The following is a 20,738-nucleotide window of genomic DNA, read 5'->3' on the forward strand; positions in this document are numbered from 1 at the left end:
ACTGCGCTCGAAATGACATTTTATTTCAAAATAGCCTCTATTCCTGGTAATGTTTTTCCTTCTAACATTTCTAACATCGCTCCGCCACCTGTAGAAACATAGCTTACTTTATCACCAAAACCAAATTGCTTCACCGCCGCAACAGAATCTCCACCTCCTACTAAAGAGAATGCACCATTTTCAGTTGCTTTAGCAATAGCATTTCCTAATTCGATGGTTCCTGTTGCAAACTTTTCCATTTCAAAAACTCCTAAAGGTCCGTTCCATAAAATAGTCTTAGATTTTGCAATTACCTCTGCAAATTTCTCTGATGTTTTCGGGCCGCAATCAAGTCCCATCCATCCATCAGGAATTTTAGTGGTATCAACTGTTTGCGTATTAGCATCATTTGAAAAAGCATCTGCAATAACTGCATCTACAGGTAAATGTATTTCTGTATTTTGTTCTTTTGCTAATTTTAAAATTGACAGTGCCAACTCTAATTTATCATCTTCTACTAACGAATTACCAATAGTACCGCCTAAAGCTTTAATAAAGGTAAAGGTCATTCCTCCACCAACAATAATATGATCTACTTTTTCAATTATATTCTCTATCACACCTATTTTAGACGACACTTTTGCGCCTCCTAAGATTGCAGTTACTGGTTTCTCAGAATCATTTAAAACCTTGTTGATACTTTCAATTTCGGTTGCTAATAAATTCCCGAAACATTTATTTTCATCAAAAAACTGTGCAATAACTGCTGTAGAAGCGTGTGCTCTGTGGGCAGTACCAAAAGCATCATTTACATATATATCTCCTAATTCAGATAATTGTTTTGCAAAAGAAACGTCTCCTGCTTTTTCTTCTGGATAAAAGCGTAGGTTCTCAAGTAATAAAATCTCTCCGCTTTTTAAATTTGCAATCGCTTCGGTAACTTTATCACCAATACAATCTTCAACAAACTTAACCTGAACCCCTATAACTTCCGTTACTTTAGCTACAATATGACGCAATGAAAATTGATCTTCTTTTCCTTTCGGACGACCTAAATGCGACATTAACACACAACTACCGCCATCTTCTAATATTTTTATTATTGTTGACTTTGCTGCCTGAATTCTGGTAGCATCTGTAACCTCAAATTTATCATTTAAAGGCACATTAAAATCTACACGGATTAATGCTTTTTTATTTTCGAAATTAAAATCGTTGAGTGTTTTCATATGTTTTATTAAAAGATGTCTTTTTCTATGTTGCCAACAAAAATAATTATTTAAATCTGATTCGTTTATACTATTTGCATTTTCAAACTTATATCTTTGTTAAAGTTTAACATTTAATATGAATACAACTTATATAAAAGTAACCTCAGAAAAATTAAACTTACAAGAATGCTATGATTTTGTTGTAGATGCTTCTTGTGGAGGGATTGCCGTTTTTGTTGGCACTGTAAGAGATGCTACTCAAAATAAAAGTGTTATTCAATTAGATTTTTCTACCTATAAACCAATGGCAATTAAAGAAATGCAAAAAATTGCTGAATTAGCTTTAGAGAGGTTTCCTATAAAAAAAATAGCCATTCATCATGCCGAGGGGCTATTACAAATAAAAGACATTCCAGTAATTATTACTGTTTCTTCTACGCATAGAAAAGCAGCTTTTGATGCCTGTGAATTTGCAATCGATACTTTAAAAGAAACTGTTCCTATCTGGAAAAAAGAATATTTTGAAGATGGTGAAGTTTGGGTTAATGCACATCCTTAAAAATGATAATTATTACTTATAAAACATAAAAAAATTATTACGATTATTTACATTTTTAATACTTAATAAATACATATTTTCAACCTATCAATCTGTTTCTGGGGGGAAGCACATTGATTAACTAAAAAAAGGGTAAAAATATTTTTACCCTTTTTTTTTAGATCAAATATTATATACTAATATGGTAGTTCTGATGGTTCAATAAAATCAACTTCAGCACTGTATAATTCTTTTAAAAACTCTTTAATTTCATTCATAAAATCATCTAGTTTCTCTTCAGTTACTTCGTTATCTGGAGTTCGGTAATTAGATGAAAAATTCATTTTTAAGAATCCGTTTTTTAAGTTTTTAAACGAAATAATACCTGCTTGTAGGCTATTAGAAAAATCGAATTTATTATTTTGAGTATACAAAAAAGCATATAACATAACTTGAATTGCTTTATGGTGTTTTAAATCTCGAATATTTTCAAAATCTACCACTTTTAGTTTAGTTGCATCTACCATTCCTGTTTTATAATCTATAATTCTAACAACACCATTTAACTCATCAATCCTATCAACTTGTCCGTGAATTTTTATAGGAAAATCGATTCCTTCTACCGTAATTTCAGCGGCTAAATTTTGTTCTGTTCCAATTATTTTTAATTGATTATTTTCATCTTTTAACAACTGTTTTTCATTCGCTAAAAAATTGGCCACGAAACGATTTGCTACTTCAAAAACCAACCTATTTTTACCGGTAGCGATATCTCCATTTTTAAAATGTTCTGAAAAATAATAAGTAACCAGTTCTTTTGTTTTCTGTTGCATTTCAATAATATTCTCAACAGATAAAAACTTACCTATAAAAGGTTTATATAACGCCTCTAAAGTATCATGAACCACAGTTCCCATAGTATTTGCGGCAACGGTTTCTTCTACGTTTTCAAACTCATTAATTTTTAAAACTTTCTGTTTATAAAAAGCTATCGGGTTATATAAGTAATTGGTTAATGCTGATGGTGAAATTCCTTTTTTAGCCAACTCTTGTAAGCGTTCTAAAACCTTTTCATCTTTCTGAATTTCCTTTAATTTTGTAGCTGATGTTACCACTTTCGGACTAATTATCTTTTCAGTAATGTCATCTCGCATCATTTCTAATTGCGTAACAAAACGGCTTTTTTCTCCGCTTCCAAAAACATCATGTTCTGTATTATATAAGATAAAAATGTTTTTTGCTCTTTGTAACAACCTAAAAAAGTGATACGAAAAAAGCGCATCTTTTTCTTTATACGTGGGCAAGCCAAATGCTATTTTAACATCAAAAGGAATAAAAGTATTTTGCTGGCTACTTGCAGGCAAAACACCTTCATTTACCGATGTGATAATTACGTTTTCGAAGTCTAACATTCGTGTTTCTAAAACCCCCATTAACTGCAGCCCTTGCAACGGTTCTCCCTGAAAAGACAAACTTTCTGATTGTATTAATTGCCTAAAAAACTGGTGCAATGTTTTTAGATTTTGCACATAATTAAACTCAATATGTAAGTTTTGTAATTGTGTAAATGCCGTGTAAAAACGGAATAAATATTCCTTTTCTAAATCGTTGGCTTTGTCTTTTAAAACATTAATTAACTTTAGTATTCTTGATAAAAATTCTGCTATTGTAGAAAACGGATTAAAAATCAAACAAACAACTTCTTTAATTCCCTCGTCTAAAGGAGCAAAAAACTCAGCAATTTTTGTTTGATTGATAAAAGTAGTATTCTCTTTAACAATCGTTGCCGAAATAATATCTGCAATATTGGTTAAAGCATCAATTTGTAATAATTTATAGATCGATGCGTCTTTTACAAACCGAACAACATCTTTATGATAAAACTGTTTATCTTTTTGCTTTTGCAGTTTTTCTTGATTGTTAAACAACTGAAAAATTGCAAAAATTAAACTTGTAGTAGGAATATCTTTTAGCGGATATCCCATGGTAATATTTATTGCTTCTACGCTTTTAGGTAATGAATTTAAGGTTATTGGCAACAATGTTTCGTCGGCCAATACCAAGGCTGTATTATTGTGATTTGGTAATTTTGATAAAATTTCTCCCGCATGTTTTATTTGCGTGATGTTTTTTGAAGCCCCTATTACCTGAATGTTTTTAGGTTCTGAAAAATAGTCTTTTATTGTTTCAATCGGATTCTTTTCGTAGTATTTCCATTGTTTTTTATACTTTCTAAGAAAACTACCTGCTTGATGAGTTCCTTCGTAAAAAGTTTTATCAATATCCCAATAAACCTCAGAATTTCCTGCAGATAAAAACTCTTGAAACAAAAATTCTTCCGCTGTATTTAAAGCATTAAATCCGATGAAAAAATATTTTTTATGTTGATTTTTTTTAATGTAATTTTTAATATTTTTAGTTGCCTCTCTATATAAAACTCCTTGATATCCTATTTTATTTGAAATCAAAAATTGATAAAAAACAGCATAAAAATCTTCTAATTTCTCCATAAAAGAGAAATGATCTTTCATTAGTTCCGTTTCCTTAAATTCGCCTTTTACAGACCATTTTTGCAAGCGGTGAATATCTCGTAAATACACAAAAATATCCTTCGGTTTTATTAGGTGTTGGTCAATTTCGTTAAAATCTTGTAAAACAGTAAAAGCCCATGTAGAAAAAACATCAAACGTATCTGGCTTTTCTTCAATATCTTTATAAATGGTATAAAAATGAAACAGTAATTGCACTGAATCGACTTTGTTAATATCAGAAATTTCTTCAACAAAATCGCCAATATTTAAAATTTGAGGTAAAAAACCTGCTAAAATTTTATTTTTAAATGTTTGCTTTACAAACACTCCTGCTCTTTGTGATGGTAAGACAAATACAACATTTTCAAACGATTTGGTGGTTTGTAAAATAGTATCTAGAGTTTCTGAAATAAAAGAATTCATAGCGATTTTTTAATCAACCCAAAGTACAATATTTATCTTATTTTTGAGAAGATTAACAACTTCATTTCTTTACTAATGAATACTACAAATAAACTTAAAACTGCACTTATTCAGGCTGATTTAATTTGGGAAAATCCAGCTGAAAACAGAAATAATTTTGAAGAAAAAATAAACAAGCTTCCTTTAAACATCGACTTAATAATTTTGCCCGAAATGTTTACCACAGGTTTTACTATGAACGCGCAGCATTTAGCAGAAACGATGACTGGTAATACTATTATTTGGATGCAAAATGTAGCTAACAAAAAGCAAGCAGCAATTGTTGGAAGTATTATTATTAAAAAACCGTGTTTAGATACTGATAAAGAATACAATTATTACAATCGATTACTTTTTATACATCCTTCAGGCAGAATTGATTTTTACGACAAGAAACATTTATTTACATTGGCGGGAGAACACAAGGTGTTTTCTGCGGGAAAAGACATTGTTTTAATCCATTATAAAGGTTGGAAGATTTGTCCGCTAATTTGTTATGATTTACGCTTTCCTGCTTGGGCCAGAAACACTCATAATTACGATTTACTATTGTATGTAGCTAATTGGCCTACACCAAGAATTGAAGCTTGGAATACGCTCTTAAAAGCACGCGCTATAGAAAACATGAGCTATACAATTGGTGTAAACAGAATTGGTACTGATGCTAACGGTTATGAATACAGCGGTAATTCTGCTACATATGATATGTTAGGGAAGTGTTTAACTAAAAATAAAGAAGAAGAAATCTCTTTAGTTATTGATTTAGATAAAGAAATACAGCATAAAACTCGCGAGAAGTTTCGGTTTTTAGATGATAAAGACAATTTTACTTTTCAATAAAAAAAAACGTCATTGCGATTAATAGAAGATTACTTCTGTTTATCGTAATGACGTTTCGTAATTATCTTTCTAAGATGGAATCATCCATTTAAAATTAAACTTGGTATCAGGAACCACAATACGCTCTGTAATACGATACATTCTATCTGGTAATTTCATTAAGTAATCACGTGCTTTCTCTGCTTCTGGAGTTAAACCCGTAATTTTATCTATTTCCCAAGTTTCGTTTAGTTTTTTTATGATATCTACATAGTCAAAACCTGTATATACACCAACTCTTTGTGCTACTGTAGAGAAATCATCAAACAAAGTTCCTTTTGCTCCAAAAGACTCTCTTAAATGCATTGCTGGCATTACAATTTTGTATTTCATCATGTATTGAAACGCTAGCATCATTTCGCTAGGATCAATCTTAAATATTTGCCTAACAAATTCTGTATATGCTTGGTGATGACGCATTTCGTCTCCCGCAATAATTCGAGACATTTTAGCCAACGCCTTGTGCCCTTTTTTCTTTGCAATTTTAGCTACATTTAAATGCGAAACATACGTTGCTAATTCTTGAAAACTCGTGTATATAAAGTTTTTATAAGGATCGCTTGCCGTACCAATATCAAAACCATCAGTAATTAAATGCTGTGTAGTAATTTCTACTTCACGCATATTTACACGCCCTGAAAGATATAAATACTTGTTTAAAGTATCACCATGGCGGTTTTCTTCAGCCGTCCAGGCACGAATCCATTTTGCCCAACCATTATCGGGGTGTTGTGTAATTCCGTCTAAATCTAACAACCAAGATTCATAGGTTGGTAATGCTTCTTCGGTAATTGTATCCCCTACTAATACCACCCAAAAATCATCATCTAATTCTTTTGATAATTCTCTAATTTCTTCCACTTCAGAAATAAAAGTATCTTTTTGCGAGTTTGGTAAAAAATCGGTTGGTTGCCAAATTTTTTCTGCGGGTATTAAAAATTTTTCTACGAAACTATCGATATTCTTCTCGAGCGTTTTCATTACTTCCTTTCGGATATTTTGTACTGACATAATTTTTATAATTTATAAGTGATTATAAAATTGATTCTTTAATCGTGTTTTCTACTGTTGCCACCAATTCATTAAACGGTAAGCTATTTACCTTTATTGGAGCATGTGTCGTAATTTTTATTGGACTACCCAAACCTAAAGGAAATTTACCATACTTAAATACTTTCCATGAATTATTTATTGTTAACGGTACAATATATGCTTCAGGATTGTATTTTGTAATCATTTTTAAGCCATTTACTGAGAATGACTTTGGTTTACCTGTTCTACTTCTTGTTCCTTCAGGAAAAATAACAGCAGACCATTTCTTTTTATTTATTTTTTTTGAAAAACTTCCCAATTCAGTTAATGCCTGCCTGGCATCTTTTCTGTCGATTAAAGCAGCACCACCGTGTCTTAAATTAAAAGAGATACTTGGTATTCCTTTTGCTAGTTCTTTTTTAGAAACAAACTTCGGAAAATGTTTTCTAAAATGCCAAATAATTGGTGGAATATCAAAAGTACTTTGATGATTAGAAACGAATATTAAAGTGGTGTTTTCTGGTAAATCTTGTTCGTTTTCAACCATAACACGAACTCCTAAAATTAACAATGATTTGATTAAAAACCAATTCATAATATTTACCACATTTTGATGGCCATTTTGACCAAACAATTTTAACCCCAACCATTGTAAAGGTTGAAAAATTATTAGTAGTAAAAAAAACACCAATGCGAATATTGATGATACGATATAGCTTATTAATTTCATTATTATATTTTTAATAATTAACAAAAATAAAAAATCCCGTGAAAACGGGACTAATTATTTTATATTAAAACCAATTACTCCACGGAATTCTTGATAGTATTAGTAATAATGCTATTCCGTAAAAAATTGAGAACGTTTTAAACTTTGTTTCACTCTTTACTTGTTTTTTATGTTTCGACCATCCTATTGTAATTAAAACGATGGCAATTATCATCATTAGTGGATGCTCTAAAGCTAATAATCTAACTGGAGCATCTTTCATATCTCCTAATCCTTTTTGAAAACCTCCTACAAAATATACTAAAAACCCTAACAATAACTGAATATGGGTTGTTATTAAACCAAACAAACCTAAACGAAAGTCTTTATGTGTAAATTCTTTTTTCTGAATTAACCCTACAATAGCATTTACCACCGTAAAAATTAATACTGCTACTACTATATATGCCCAATAAGAGTGCAATGTTTTCATCATAATTAATTGTTTTTATAAGTGTAAATGTACTAATTTTTATGCATAAAAAAACCACCTCGTTTGAGGTGGTTTTTAGAAATATTATTTTTAAATATTTGGCAATATACCTATTACTGCTTTACATACTCAGCACCAACTTTAACAACTGCTAAAGACCATACTGCATCAGAACCATTATATATGTTATATGATACAACATATTTTTGACCTTCTTCATCGTTAGGGAAATTGTTTAATAAAATTGTGTTTATCTTTTCTAACCTAACTGATTCTAAAGCTTCACCTTTACCTTCTCTAACGTCAAAATTATCATAAAAGCCATTATCAACTAAATCATAATCAGCTGCTGTTAGAGTGTATTTTATTGTGTTGTCAGGTACCCAAGTAATGCCATCATGTCCAAACTTAATAGACTCTTCAATAGTATCGTTATAAGGCAACCAATTAACACCATCAAATACGAAATAAGTAACATAACTATACGCTGCTCTATCATCAACCCTTCCATCTTCGTCTACATCATCTAAATCTGTAACATATAACTTGTACATGATTCCTTCAATGTCTCCTTTTACTTTCCCATCAAACTTAAACTTGTCTAATAAGAAAATAGGAGTTTTTGTTAATGCTTCTTCTTCACTTGAAAAGTTAGAAAAACCTTCCCCCATTGCTTCATATTCATCACCTGTAAAACCAGTAATCATTTGCCATTCATCATTTACGAATAAGAAACCATTATTAAGGGTTGCTACACTACCTGAATAGTATTTGTATGTTAAAGAAACTAGTAATCTGTTTGCTGGTGATGGATATTTAGTATCTAAAAAGTCTGTAATATCTTCTGAACTACTAAAGTTACCAAATCTATGACCCCCTGCAGTATAATCTGCTGAAGTTACTGTATATACTTTTAAACTTCTTTCTGTACGTTTAGGTGCATATAACTTATAATTTACAGTCACCAAAGATTCTTTACCCCAAGCTGGGTATTTATTAGATAAGAACGCTGGTAATTCTGCCTTAACATCATCTATTGAGCTAAAGTTAGGAAAGCGAAATCCTAAACCACCATCTTCAACATCTTCTGTATAATCATCATTTGTTAAAGTATAATTTGCCTCTCCTGAAATAAATGATTCCTGAGCATCTATATCTTCATGTATTTCCTCTAATGGTGTACAAGAAGTAAGTATAAAAATAAAAATTGTGAAATAATAAACTACTTTTTTCATCTTTCTGTTATTTAAAATTTAATTTTTGCACTTAAACTAAATGTACGTCCAAAACCATACCATACTAATGCGTCTGTAGCTGTATGTGATGTTTGATCCTGTGCATCTGATATGTATTCAGTGTTAAATACGTTATTCATTCTTGCGGTAATTGTTGTATCAAATCCTCCTATTTCAAAACCATGTCTTAATCCAGCATCAAAAAGGTTGTAGTTAGGTACTTTCCATGGCTGTGGACCTTCTGATGTTCTATCATTAGGGTCATAATCTGAATACAAGTTAGCATAATAGTTATAATCAACTGTTAAACTAGTTTTTTTCCAAAACTTATATTTTACTCCTAATGCTGCTGTTGTTTGAGCAGCATCTCCAACCTTTAGATCTTTAATAAATAAATCTACTGTTGCTATTCTTTCTTGAGCGTCATTAAAAACCGGAACATCTAAAACATTATTTTTCCAAGTCCAATCTCCTAAAGACCCCATACCTGTAATTGTTAACTTGTCAGTAGGCTTGTATGTGAAATCAAATTCAATTCCTTGGTGTAATGCATTAACTCCTGCTAAATTAAAAGCAAAATCTTCATTAAATGTAGAAGAACCAGGATTTCTATCCGTATAAAAATCGGTAAATGTTCTATCGTTCCACTCCGTTCTGTAAGCATTAATATTTGCTGCAAACTTCTCGCTTCTATAACCGTAACCTAATTCTGCACTAAATATTTTTTGATTTTCAGCATCAGCATTTATCGATTCATTATCAAAGTTTTGAAAAACTGCATCAAAATTTGCCGCTTTCTCGAAATAACCTACGTTTGCGAATATATTGTGATTTTCGTCTATCCTGAAGTTAGCACCCCCTTTAGTACTGTAGCCTAAGAAATTATACTTATCTGTAGTCTGTAATGGATCATTATCTAAGTAATTAAAGTAATCTACTCTTTGATAAGATGTATTAGATACTGCTGAAGATAAAAATGCAGATAAGTTTTCTCCTTCATATTCTAACTGAATAAAGAAACCTTGCCAACCAACATTACCGTCGTTGTAATAATCTCTTTTGTCACCAACTTTCAATGCTCTATTTGGATTATTTACATCCCCGTTACCTAGTGCATACTCACCTCCTAATAAATCAGTTACTTCAGAAAAGTGTATACCTGTGTACTCTCTTAAATCAATACCCGTTACAAAAGAAAGGTTATCTGTTATATCATTCTTATAAGTTGACAATATACCATACCATTCATGATCGTTTCTTGACGCTCTTAAATACGCCTCAGACCCTAATGCTCCATTATTTCTATTTATTTCAACAATCGCATCTAAATCAACTGGTTGATCTGCTCCTCCGATTCTATTTTTAAATAAATCTCTATTCTCACCTGCGGTTCCACCACCACCACCTTTACCAAACGAAACATATAATGCCGTTGATAATGTAGACTGGTCGTTAATTGTCCAATAGTGATTTAAAGATGATTGAGATTTATGATAAAAATTATCTTCTATATTAGTTACTTGACCATTCTTGTATCCCCAATCTGGGTTAAACTTAATTCCTTGCTCAGCATTTCTATAAGTTTGAATAGTGCTTCTATTTTGTCTTTGTCCATGTCTTTGAGGAGCACCAAAAGTTGTAAAAGATAACTCATGATTCTCATTAAATTTTTTAGACAAATTCACAAAGTAATTGTATCCTTCAAACTGAGTTCCGTCTACGTAACCTTCTCCAGAAACCTTAGCTGCAGAAACTGTTGCTGCTATACCATTCTCCATTAAACCTGTAGATAATGTCATACCATACTTTTGATATCCATCATTACCTGTCGTCATCATAATATTACCTCCCTTTTCAACATCAGTTGTTTTAGATAATATGTTAATTGTTCCACCAATAGAAGGAACAGCTACTTTAGAAGCACCAAGACCTCTTTGAACCTGCATTGCAGATGTAACATCAGATAAACCAGCCCAGTTAGACCAATATACTCTACCGTTTTCCATATCATTAACAGGAACACCATTAATTAAAACAGCAACGTTTTCAGAGTTAAATCCACGTAGATTAATTCTTGAATCTCCAAATCCTCCTCCAGATTTAGTCGCGTATACACCTGGTGTAGATTTTAAAACCTCAGGAAACTCCTGTGTTCCTAATTTCGCTTCAATTTCAGATGCTTTAATTGTAGATACTGCTACTGGAGTTTTTCTATCAATTGCAAAAGATGTTGCTGTTACGACTATTTCATTTAAAACATTTGAAGGTTCTAATTCAATAGTCCCTAAATTAGTTTTTGTAGCTGAATAAGCTACTTCTTTGTTGTTGTATCCTATAAAAGATAATACAACAGTACCTGAAGTAGATTTAGCGTTTAACATAAACTTTCCGTCAAAATCAGTTGCGGTTCCGTTTGTTGTTCCTTTTATTACAATGTTTGCTCCTGGTAATGGTTCTCCCATTTCGTCAACAACAGCTCCTGTAAGTTTAGTTTGCCCTAAAACAGTAGCTGTTGCAATAAACAATGCTACTAGTAAAACATTTTTAAATTTTTTCATTTTTAATCTAATTGTTATTAAATGCGGCGCAAAGGTCTTGCTTTTATATGTTGCCAATATTAATTTAATGTTAAGCTTTTTAACATTGCCTTAACAAGAATATCCTTTGTCAAGTCACAGAATAGCTGATATTCTTAATTATTTAACATTTTTCCCGCAAGTTCTTTACCTAACTCTACACCAAACTGATCAAAAGAATAAATATTCCACATAACACCTTGTGTAAATATTTTATGCTCATATGTAGCTATTAACATCCCTAAAGATTTTGGTGTAAGTTTTTTTAATAATAATGAATTACTTGGTCGATTACCTTTAAATGTTTTATATGGTAATAACTGATTTATTTGATTCAGTTTGTTTTCTGTTTTTAACTCTAAATGTATTTCTTCTTTTGTTTTACCATAAGCTAAGGCATCCATTTGAGCATAATAATTAGCCATTAATTTTTTATGTGAATCTACCAAACCATATAATGATTCTTCAAAACCAATAAAATCAGTCGGAATTAACTTTGTTCCTTGATGTACTAATTGCATAAAAGCATGCTGCATGTCCGTTCCCGCAGCTCCCCAAACAATGTTTCCTGTTTGATAGTTTATTTCTTTACCGTCTCTATCAACACTTTTACCATTGCTTTCCATAATAGACTGCTGTAAATAAGCTGGGAGTTTTGACAAGTGATGACTATAAGGCAAAATTGCTTCGGTTTCACATTCGAAAAAATTATTCGTCCAGATACCTAATAACCCTAATATTACAGGAATATTCTCTTTAAAATCAGTAGTTTTAAAATGCTCATCAACTTCTTCTGCTCCGTTTAATAATTCTTTGAAATTATCATATCCAATAGATAAACTAATCGACAGTCCTACGGTTGACCATAAAGAAAATCTCCCTCCAACCCAATTCCACATTGGGAAAATATTTTTTTTGTCAATTCCGAAATTAACCACTTCTTCTATATTAGAAGATACTGCCACGAAATGTTTAGCGACATCAAAAACTATGGCCGATTTTAAAAACCAATTTCTAATGATGTTTGCATTTGTTATGGTTTCATCTGTAGTAAATGATTTTGATACAATTACAAACAACGTCGTTTCGGGATCTAGCTTACTTAATATTTCAGATACATGATCTCCATCTATATTAGATACAAAGTGTGTGGTTAATTTATTTTTATAAAACTGTAATGCTTCTACTACCATTCGAGGTCCTAAGTCAGAACCCCCTACACCTATATTTACAATATCAGTAATTGGTTTACCTGTATAACCTCTCCATTTACCTGAAATAACTTTATTACTAAAGCTTTTCATTTTTTTAAGAGCTGTTTGTATTTTTGGTCTTACATCTTTGCCGTCAACTAAAAGAGGACTATTCGAATTACTTCTTAAAGCTGTATGTAAAACAGCTCTATTCTCTGTTACATTAATTTTATCTCCTGAAAAACATTTATCAATAGCATCTTTTAACTTAGTTTCTTCTGCTAAAGAAATTAATAAATCAATTGTTTCTTGAGTTATATGGTTTTTAGAATAATCAACTTTAAAATCACCTAAAGAAACAGAAAATCGCTCTTTTCTGTTTTTATCTTTACGAAAAAGTTCTTTTAGTTCATATTTTTTTGCTTCACTAAAGTGGTCGACTAATTTTTTCCACGCTTCGGTTTGAATTGGATTTATATTTTGTAAAGGCATAGTTTAATGTGTCGGTAATAATTCTTTTTCAGTTAAAAAAGCAGGTGCCGTGTCTTTTTTAATTAACTTGATTTTTTCTAATTGTTTTTTGAATGGCTTTATAAATTCAAAAAATGTTGGTTTCATTTTCGGGTCTAAAGGTTCTGCCGAAGGAAGTTCTTCCCTAAACGGATCAACTTCTCTTCCTTGTTTCCAGAAACGATAACACACATGAGGTCCGCTTGTATTTCCTGTCATACCTACATACCCAATAATATCTCCTTGCTTAACGTAATCACCTACTTTAACATTTCGGCGCTTCATGTGTAAGTACTGAGTACTATAAGTACCGTTGTGTTTTACTTTTACATAATTTCCATTTCCACCGCGTCTTGCTGATTTCACTACGGTTCCACTAGCCGTTGTCATAATAGGCGTTCCATATCTTGCTGCAAAATCAGTTCCTCTATGAGCACGTACTCTTCCATAAAGTGCTATTTTTCTTCTTAAATTATAACGTGATGAAATACGATATTGAAATTTAATTGGTGATTTTAAAAATGCTCTCCGTAGCATATTCCCTTTTTCATCATAAAATTCAGGAATCTTATTTATCGTATCTCCTACAAATTTATAGGCGTGTAAATCATCTCCCTTATGATTAAAAACCGCTGCTTTTATTTCACCGTAGCCTACAAAAACAGAGTCGTTAATGAATTTTTCTTCATAAATCAATTTAAAATTATCGCCTTTTTGTAAATTATAAAAATCTAAAGTCCACGCATAAATATCTGCAACATTATTTGTTAGTGTTGGCTTTAAGCCCAAACTATCCATAGTAACAGACAAGCTTGAAAAAATTTCTCCTGCAATTTCCTTTTCTACTATTTTAATCTTCTTCTTAACTCTATAGGCAGATATAATAGAATCTTTAAAATTAATTACAGTGGCATCAACTTTATTGTGCTTATAAATAAAAATTTGTGCTTTTTCTAGGGAGTCTTTAGAGCTAAGAATTGTATATGCCTTACCTGACCGAACTCGTCTTACATCAAATGTATCTTTAATTACTGTTGCTATTTCGTTTATTTTAGGATACATAACATGATGTCTATCTAATATAACACCAAAGCTTTCACCACTTTTTATTGTATCGTTTATTAAATTGTAGTTATCTAAATTAAAACCGAAAGCATAAACAGGCTTTGGTTTTTCTATTTTAACAGGTATTTTTATAACGTCTTTCTTTTCTTCTTTACAAGATAAAAGCAAACAAAAAATAAGAAATGGAAGAATATGTTTTTTCAAAAAAAAGCGGTTTAAAATTGAGTTTACCCGCAAAAATACAAATAAAAACTATTGTTTATAATACTTTAACAATAAGTAAACAACTTACCATTAATCAAAAACTATTTCAAAAGGATTCGCTAATCCTTTATACGCCATTAGCTCAGCGCGAAGAGAACCAACTGATAAGGAGGCGTTCATTTTTATTGGTATTTTATTATCGTCGGCAGTAATCCAAATAGTTACACTTTCTTGTGCTTTAAAAACTCTACCTGACTGAACGATTGGCCTGAATTTTTGTGTTTTAATTTTTCCAAATTTTGTTTTTAGAGTTTCATTCCCTAAAAAGCGTAATTTAAATGGATAGCTTTTATCATCAAAAAACATATCTATACTTATTTCCTCCCCCTTCTTCATTCCATTAGTATTGGAACTTCTTAAGAAATAAAAAGTAGAAATCATGTCTTGCGGGCCATTTACTGAAATAAGTGTGTCTGTTTTTTTTCTAAAATCCTCAACGTACGCAGTGTTTTTATCTTGATTAAATGTTATTTGCCTATTTTTCTTATAACCACCTTCATCAATTTTTCTTTTAAATAAATAAGGTTTTCCGGTTTGCTTATCGAAGTATGATTGATAGTTGTCATTTACCTTAAAAAACCACTTAATCATTCCCGTTGTTTTTCCTTTTCCTGTAGCGTGCAATATCTTTTTACCATTTAAATTTTCTTCTTTTAATGATAATGTAGCTTCACCTGCTTTTAAAAACCCACTATAACTCATTTTAAACTTAAGCCATTCGCCGTCTTTAAATGCTACTGGTTTTTCTTGACCAAAAGTAACTATGGTAAAAAATAATACGAAAATAAAAAATAGTTGTTTCTTCATAGTATTCAAACTTATGAAAAAAGTAAGACAATTATTGTTCCAAACTAAAAAAACTGTATGATTTTAAAATCATACAGTTTTTTTACTATTATTAATAAGGGTTAAAATGTTCCCCATTTTTTTAGTTCTTCTATACTCCATAAATACGGGAAAAATATTCTACGTTGGTGTTTTGGATGCATATATTTACGCCAATTACTTCCGCCTGTTGCTTCTAAATCTTTATCTCCGCCACCTAAATACTTTCCTGCAGCATTATAATGTGCCATTACCCATTTTACATTTACGGTGTAATCGTAATGACGCATCGCTTTTACTAATTCTTCATTTTTTTGAACATTATCGGGAAGCTGCTTAAATTTTGTAGATAAATTACAATCGTTATAATCTTCCATAAAATCGATAAAATCTCCCATATACTTTTTCTCGAAAAGTTTAATCAAGATTGATTTTTTACCTGTTTGATGGTTTTTTCCTGCTGCTTGCCAATATAAATGGTCAAAAGCATTTTTAAAAGATGAACTTCTATCAATCGTATCTCTATAACGAGCATCAATTAAGTTAATTAGTTCTGTTGATGCGAATTCGATTTTTCGATATTGCGCACTTTGAAATCCGCTTGCTGGCGCCAAAGTATTCCTAAACTTTAAATACTGCTCTACATCCATTCCGTCTTGCATCACGGTAAACGAATTACACAACATATCAAAATACCTGCTGATACGCATTAAGTGTTTTGAAAACTTATCTGCAGTAATAGCTTCTTCAGAAAGTGAAATCTGATCAATTTCCCATAATACCATTTTAAATAACAACTCATTTACTTGATGATACATGATAAAAACCATTTCATCAGGCTCTGTTGTTCTTGGTATTTGCAATCCTAATAGTGCATCAGTTTGAATATAATCCCAATAAGTTATTGGTGTGCTATGCAACAAACCTTCTAACATTGTTTCTAACGGAACACCTAACTTTTCGTATTTATTTTCTATTGCTTTTAAAAGCGCTTCTTTATTCATTTTTATCTTTTATATAAACATTATTATTAAAAATCACCATCTCTATAAGTATTGCTACTTATGAAAATGGTGATTTAATGTTTCTATAATTGTTCATTTAAAATTATAGAGTTCCTCTTTTTTCTTGTTCTCTCTCGATAGATTCGAACAATGCTTTAAAGTTACCTGCTCCAAAACCTCGAGCTCCCATTCTTTGAATAATTTCAAAAAATAAGGTTGGTCTATCTTCAATTGGCTTTGTAAAAATTTGTAATAAATACCCTTCTTCATCAGCATCAATCATAATACCTAAACCTTTTAACTTTTCGATATCTTCTCTTAATTCATGACTAAATTCTTCTAATCTTCCAGGAACTGATCTATAATATTCTTCTGGTGGCGTTGATAAAAACTCTACTCCGTTTGCTTTTAATTGAGATACTGTTTTTATAATATCATCTGTTGCAACTGCAATATGCTGCACACCTGCACCTTCATAAAAATCTAAATATTCTTCAATCTGAGAACGTTTTGCTGCTTTTGCTGGCTCGTTTATTGGAAACTTAATACGACCATTTCCGTTAGACATTACTTTACTCATCAAAGCTGAATATTCTGTGTGAATTTGCTTGTCATCAAAAGATAAAAAGTTTTCAAACCCCATAACATCTTCATACCACTTCACCCAAACATCCATTTGATTCCAACCAACATTACCAACCATATGATCAATAAATTTTAAACCTGCACTTGGCGGATTGTAGTCTGATTCCCATTTTTGAAAACCTGGTAAAAATGCGCCGTTGTAGTTTTTACGCTCTACAAACATGTGTACCGTTTCTCCGTACGTATAAATTCCTGCTCTTACAACTTCACCATGTTCATCTGTTTCTACAGTAGGTTCCATATAAGATTTTGCGCCTCTTGATGTTGTTTCTTCATATGCTTTTCTTGCATCTTCAACCCAAAGAGCTACAATTTTTACACCGTCACCATGTTTTACAATATGGTCGTTTATTGGCGATTTGCTATTTAACGGAGTTGTTAGCATCAACTTAATTTTGTCTTGTGTTAAAACGTAACTCACAGAATCTTTAGAACCTGTTTCTAATCCGCGATATGCGTGTGATTGGAATCCGAATGCTGTTTTATAAAAGTGTGCTGCTTGTTTTGCGTTACCTACGTAAAACTCTACATAATCTGTTCCTAGTAATGGAAGGAAATCTTGTGCTCCTTCAAATATTTTTTCTAAACCGTAGTTTACTGATTTTATGTCTTTTGCCATCTTTTGATGATTTTTAGTATTTTCTTAACCTCGCAGATTTTTAAACCTTTTGAGATCTTTATTATTTATAAATTTTCTATTTCTTTATTGAAAGCAATTGAATTGCAAACAAACTTAGCTCTTATTGAAACGACATCCTTTTTATAGCATTTATAAATAAACGTCATTGCGAGGAACGAAGCAATCTGTATCTTAAATATTGAGATTGCCACAGTTTATAAAAAATTAAACTTCGTAATGACAACTATAAAAAAATATAGTGAAAAATAGGAAATAGCTTCTAATTATTTTATTTAAATGAACGTTTGTAATAACGAAACCTGCTTGCACAGAAATATCAAATTACTCCAACCAAGATTTATAATAATCTTCATCAGCAATTTTCATTGCTTCTTCGGTAACTTGTAACGGCTTAAATGTATCTACCATTACAGCTAATTCTTCGGTTTTTGTATGTCCGATACTGCGCTCGGTTGCTCCTGGGTGCGGACCATGAGGTATACCTGCCGGATGCAGTGAAATATGACCTTGATCAATATCGTTTCTACTCATAAAATCACCATCTACATAATATAAAACTTCATCAGAATCGATATTACTGTGATTGTATGGTGCTGGAATAGAATCTGGATGATAATCGTACAAACGAGGTACAAAACTACAAATTACAAATGCGTTTGTTTCGAATGTTTGGTGCACTGGTGGCGGTTGATGAATACGACCTGTTATTGGCTCGAAATCGTGAATTGAAAATGCATACGGGAAATTATAACCGTCGTAACCAACCACATCAAAAGGATGTGAAGCATAGACCATTTCTATAATTTCTCCTTGCTTTTTCACTTTTATTAAGAAATCTCCTAATTCATTATAAGTTTCTAATTCTTGTGGTCTTCTTAAATCGCGTTCACAAAATGGTGAATGCTCCAACAGTTGACCAAAGTAGTTTCTGTAACGTTTTGGAGTGTAAACTGGTGAGTATGATTCAACGATAAAAAGTCGGTTGTTTTCATCATCGAAATCTAATTTATAAATAATTCCACGTGGAATTACTAAATAGTCTCCGTATTTAAAATCTAAATTACCAAGATGTGTTCTTAGTTTACCGGTTCCTTTATGGATAAAAATTACCTCATCAGCATCGGTGTTTTTATAAAAATAATCGGTTGTAGATTTTATCGGCGCCGATAAAATTATATTACAATCTGAATTTGTTAAAACAACTTTTCTGCTTTCTAAATAATCGTTTTCTGGCTTTACTTGAAATCCACGAAAACGATACGATTGAATGTTATTTGCTTTCGCTATTTTTGGTGCAACAGAGTATTGCTTGCGAATTTCTTTGACCATTGTAGGTCTGTGTTCGTGATATGAATTGGTAGACATTCCATCGAAACCAATCGTACCAAACAATTGTTCGTAATACAAACTTCCGTCTTCTTTACGAAACTGTGTGTGTCTTTTGGGTGGAATATTTCCTAACTTATGATAAAAAGGCATATTACTTAATAGTTTAATAAATTAATATAACAATGTAACAAATAAGTATTGCTACATTTTAACATTGATAGATTATTCCATTAATTATTCGGGATTGCGTTTTATCAAAAATTTTAAATGTGATAGTAAGTCTAAATACATTTTTTAGCCTTTTTAAGTTGCTTGCTCCACAAATATACAGAAAGTTTCAGTTATTATTTAACTTTCAGGAGCTAGTTCAACTTCTAATCCATCAAGTGCCGGAGTTATTGCTAGTTGACAGCCTAAACGGCTATTATCTTCTACATAAAAAGCTTCCGCTAACATTGCATCTTCATCGTCTCCCATTTCTGGTAATTCATGCGCTGACTTTATATAACATTGGCATGAAGCGCACATGGCCATACCACCACAAATACCAATTGTACCCTCTGGCGCTAATTCGTACGAACGAACAACCTCCATTAAATTCATTGCCATATCAGTTGGCGCTTGAATTTCGTGTAAAACACCTTCTCTATCTGTTATTTTTATGGTGATATCTTGTTCCATATTACAAGTTCATTTTTTTACGTAATGTTTTTGCTCGTTTATCTTCCCCGTCATGCGTCCAACCTGGTGAGTTGAAAATATAATTCAATTTATCAGAAAATTTACTAGCCCTTTTTACATCTTTTAAAATTGCCGAATATTCGTGTGTTGCTACTTTTATCGGATTATACGTTTCAATATTTACTGTTAAACCGTAAACGGGATACTCTATATCTTTTAATTCTTCAGAAAAAGTACCAAAAATACGATCCCAAATAATTAAAACACCTGCATGATTACAATCTAAATAACGAATATTTGATGCATGATGTACTCTATGATGCGATGGTGTATTAAAAATAAACTCAATCGGTTTTGGTAGTTTATTTATCAATTCGGTGTGTACAAAAAATTGATAAATTAAGCTTACAGACATCATCACAAACATCATTAATGGATCGATACCTAATAAAGGAATCCATATCCAAAAGAAAAATTTATGAATACGCTCACCAACTCCTTGACGTAAAGCTGTACCTAAATTCATGTGAATTGATGAATGATGGGGCACGTGACCTGCCCAAAACAAACGAACTTCATGGTTTAAACGATGAAACCAGTAATAGGCAAAATCATCTGCAAAAAACAGTAATATCCACACCCACCATTGTCGCCCTACAATATCTTTTAACGGACTTAACTCGTGTAAATAGAAGAAAACAATAAAGGCTATTACCTTAGGAAAAAACTCTACAATTGCAGAGAAAATCATCATTAAGATTGATATTCCTGTATCTTTTGCATTGTACTTTTCTTTTGATATTTGATATTCTACCAACATCGAAACAAAAAATATTGGCAAGGCAAAGTACAAGAGTTTATCTTGCGATAGTTGTTCTATGTAATCTATTAATGTCAAAATTTTATCTATTTATAAGTCAGCTAAAGTTAACTAAAA

The 20,738-nt window shown here is 31.5% G+C and carries 17 protein-coding genes; 2 read left to right on the forward strand and 15 right to left on the reverse strand.

Going from position 1 to position 20,738, the window contains the following annotated elements; translation table 11 throughout:
• Positions 1–20 precede the first annotated feature (20 nt).
• Positions 21–1,208 (reverse strand): phosphoglycerate kinase, encoded by a 1,188-nt coding sequence (locus ACQ629_RS07590; protein WP_483703733.1) that lies wholly within the window; start codon positions 1,206–1,208, stop codon positions 21–23.
• Positions 1,209–1,326: 118 nt separating this feature from the next.
• Here ACQ629_RS07590 and ACQ629_RS07595 point away from each other — a divergent pair, with 118 nt between their 5' ends.
• A complete protein-coding gene (locus tag ACQ629_RS07595) occupies positions 1,327–1,749 on the forward strand; it encodes a molybdenum cofactor biosynthesis protein MoaE (protein ID WP_483703735.1) in 423 nt (140 codons plus the stop codon).
• Between the two features lie 176 nt (positions 1,750–1,925).
• On the opposite strand, the gene ACQ629_RS07600 is transcribed toward ACQ629_RS07595, so the two are convergent.
• Positions 1,926–4,682: a PD-(D/E)XK nuclease family protein gene (locus tag ACQ629_RS07600; RefSeq protein WP_483703737.1), complete on the reverse strand. Its 2,757-nt coding sequence runs from the start codon at positions 4,680–4,682 to the stop codon at positions 1,926–1,928.
• Positions 4,683–4,757: 75 nt separating this feature from the next.
• Between ACQ629_RS07600 and ACQ629_RS07605 the strand changes: the two genes are divergently transcribed.
• A complete protein-coding gene (locus tag ACQ629_RS07605) occupies positions 4,758–5,561 on the forward strand; it encodes an amidohydrolase (protein WP_483703739.1) in 804 nt (267 codons plus the stop codon).
• A gap of 69 nt (positions 5,562–5,630) precedes the next feature.
• Here the strand turns inward: ACQ629_RS07605 and ACQ629_RS07610 are convergent, their stop codons facing one another.
• From ACQ629_RS07610 to ACQ629_RS07670, 13 genes are all read right to left on the reverse strand, one after another.
• On the reverse strand, positions 5,631–6,611 hold the full coding sequence (locus tag ACQ629_RS07610; RefSeq protein WP_483703741.1) for an acyl-ACP desaturase: 981 nt from the start codon (positions 6,609–6,611) through the stop codon (positions 5,631–5,633).
• A gap of 22 nt (positions 6,612–6,633) precedes the next feature.
• A complete protein-coding gene (locus ACQ629_RS07615) occupies positions 6,634–7,362 on the reverse strand; it encodes a lysophospholipid acyltransferase family protein (RefSeq protein ID WP_483703743.1) in 729 nt (242 codons plus the stop codon).
• Positions 7,363–7,426: 64 nt separating this feature from the next.
• The gene (locus ACQ629_RS07620) at positions 7,427–7,834 is read right to left on the reverse strand and encodes a hypothetical protein (protein ID WP_483707178.1); all 408 of its coding nucleotides are present in this window, start codon (positions 7,832–7,834) and stop codon (positions 7,427–7,429) included.
• Positions 7,835–7,947: 113 nt separating this feature from the next.
• A complete protein-coding gene (locus ACQ629_RS07625; RefSeq protein WP_483703745.1) occupies positions 7,948–9,069 on the reverse strand; it encodes a hypothetical protein in 1,122 nt (373 codons plus the stop codon).
• 11 nt (positions 9,070–9,080) lie between these two features.
• Entirely contained in the window at positions 9,081–11,627 is a 2,547-nt protein-coding gene (locus ACQ629_RS07630; RefSeq protein ID WP_483703747.1) for a TonB-dependent receptor, read from the reverse strand.
• A gap of 134 nt (positions 11,628–11,761) precedes the next feature.
• Positions 11,762–13,330: a glucose-6-phosphate isomerase gene (pgi, locus tag ACQ629_RS07635; protein ID WP_483703749.1), complete on the reverse strand. Its 1,569-nt coding sequence runs from the start codon at positions 13,328–13,330 to the stop codon at positions 11,762–11,764.
• A gap of 3 nt (positions 13,331–13,333) precedes the next feature.
• Complete coding sequence (locus ACQ629_RS07640; protein WP_483703751.1) at positions 13,334–14,617, reverse strand: peptidoglycan DD-metalloendopeptidase family protein; 1,284 nt, start codon at positions 14,615–14,617, stop codon at positions 13,334–13,336.
• 90 nt (positions 14,618–14,707) lie between these two features.
• Positions 14,708–15,484: a DUF3108 domain-containing protein gene (locus ACQ629_RS07645; protein ID WP_483703753.1), complete on the reverse strand. Its 777-nt coding sequence runs from the start codon at positions 15,482–15,484 to the stop codon at positions 14,708–14,710.
• 101 nt (positions 15,485–15,585) lie between these two features.
• Complete coding sequence (locus ACQ629_RS07650) at positions 15,586–16,506, reverse strand: tryptophan 2,3-dioxygenase family protein (protein ID WP_483703755.1); 921 nt, start codon at positions 16,504–16,506, stop codon at positions 15,586–15,588.
• 103 nt (positions 16,507–16,609) lie between these two features.
• Positions 16,610–17,770: a 4-hydroxyphenylpyruvate dioxygenase gene (gene hppD, locus ACQ629_RS07655; protein WP_483703757.1), complete on the reverse strand. Its 1,161-nt coding sequence runs from the start codon at positions 17,768–17,770 to the stop codon at positions 16,610–16,612.
• A 342-nt stretch (positions 17,771–18,112) separates the two neighbouring features.
• A complete protein-coding gene (locus tag ACQ629_RS07660) occupies positions 18,113–19,270 on the reverse strand; it encodes a homogentisate 1,2-dioxygenase (protein ID WP_483703759.1) in 1,158 nt (385 codons plus the stop codon).
• 198 nt (positions 19,271–19,468) lie between these two features.
• Entirely contained in the window at positions 19,469–19,801 is a 333-nt protein-coding gene (locus tag ACQ629_RS07665) for a 2Fe-2S iron-sulfur cluster-binding family protein (RefSeq protein ID WP_483703761.1), read from the reverse strand.
• Between the two features lies 1 nt (position 19,802).
• The gene (locus tag ACQ629_RS07670) at positions 19,803–20,699 is read right to left on the reverse strand and encodes a sterol desaturase family protein (RefSeq protein WP_483703763.1); all 897 of its coding nucleotides are present in this window, start codon (positions 20,697–20,699) and stop codon (positions 19,803–19,805) included.
• Between the last annotated feature and the right edge of the window lie 39 nt (positions 20,700–20,738).

The organism is Tenacibaculum sp. SM2510 (genome assembly GCF_057002845.1).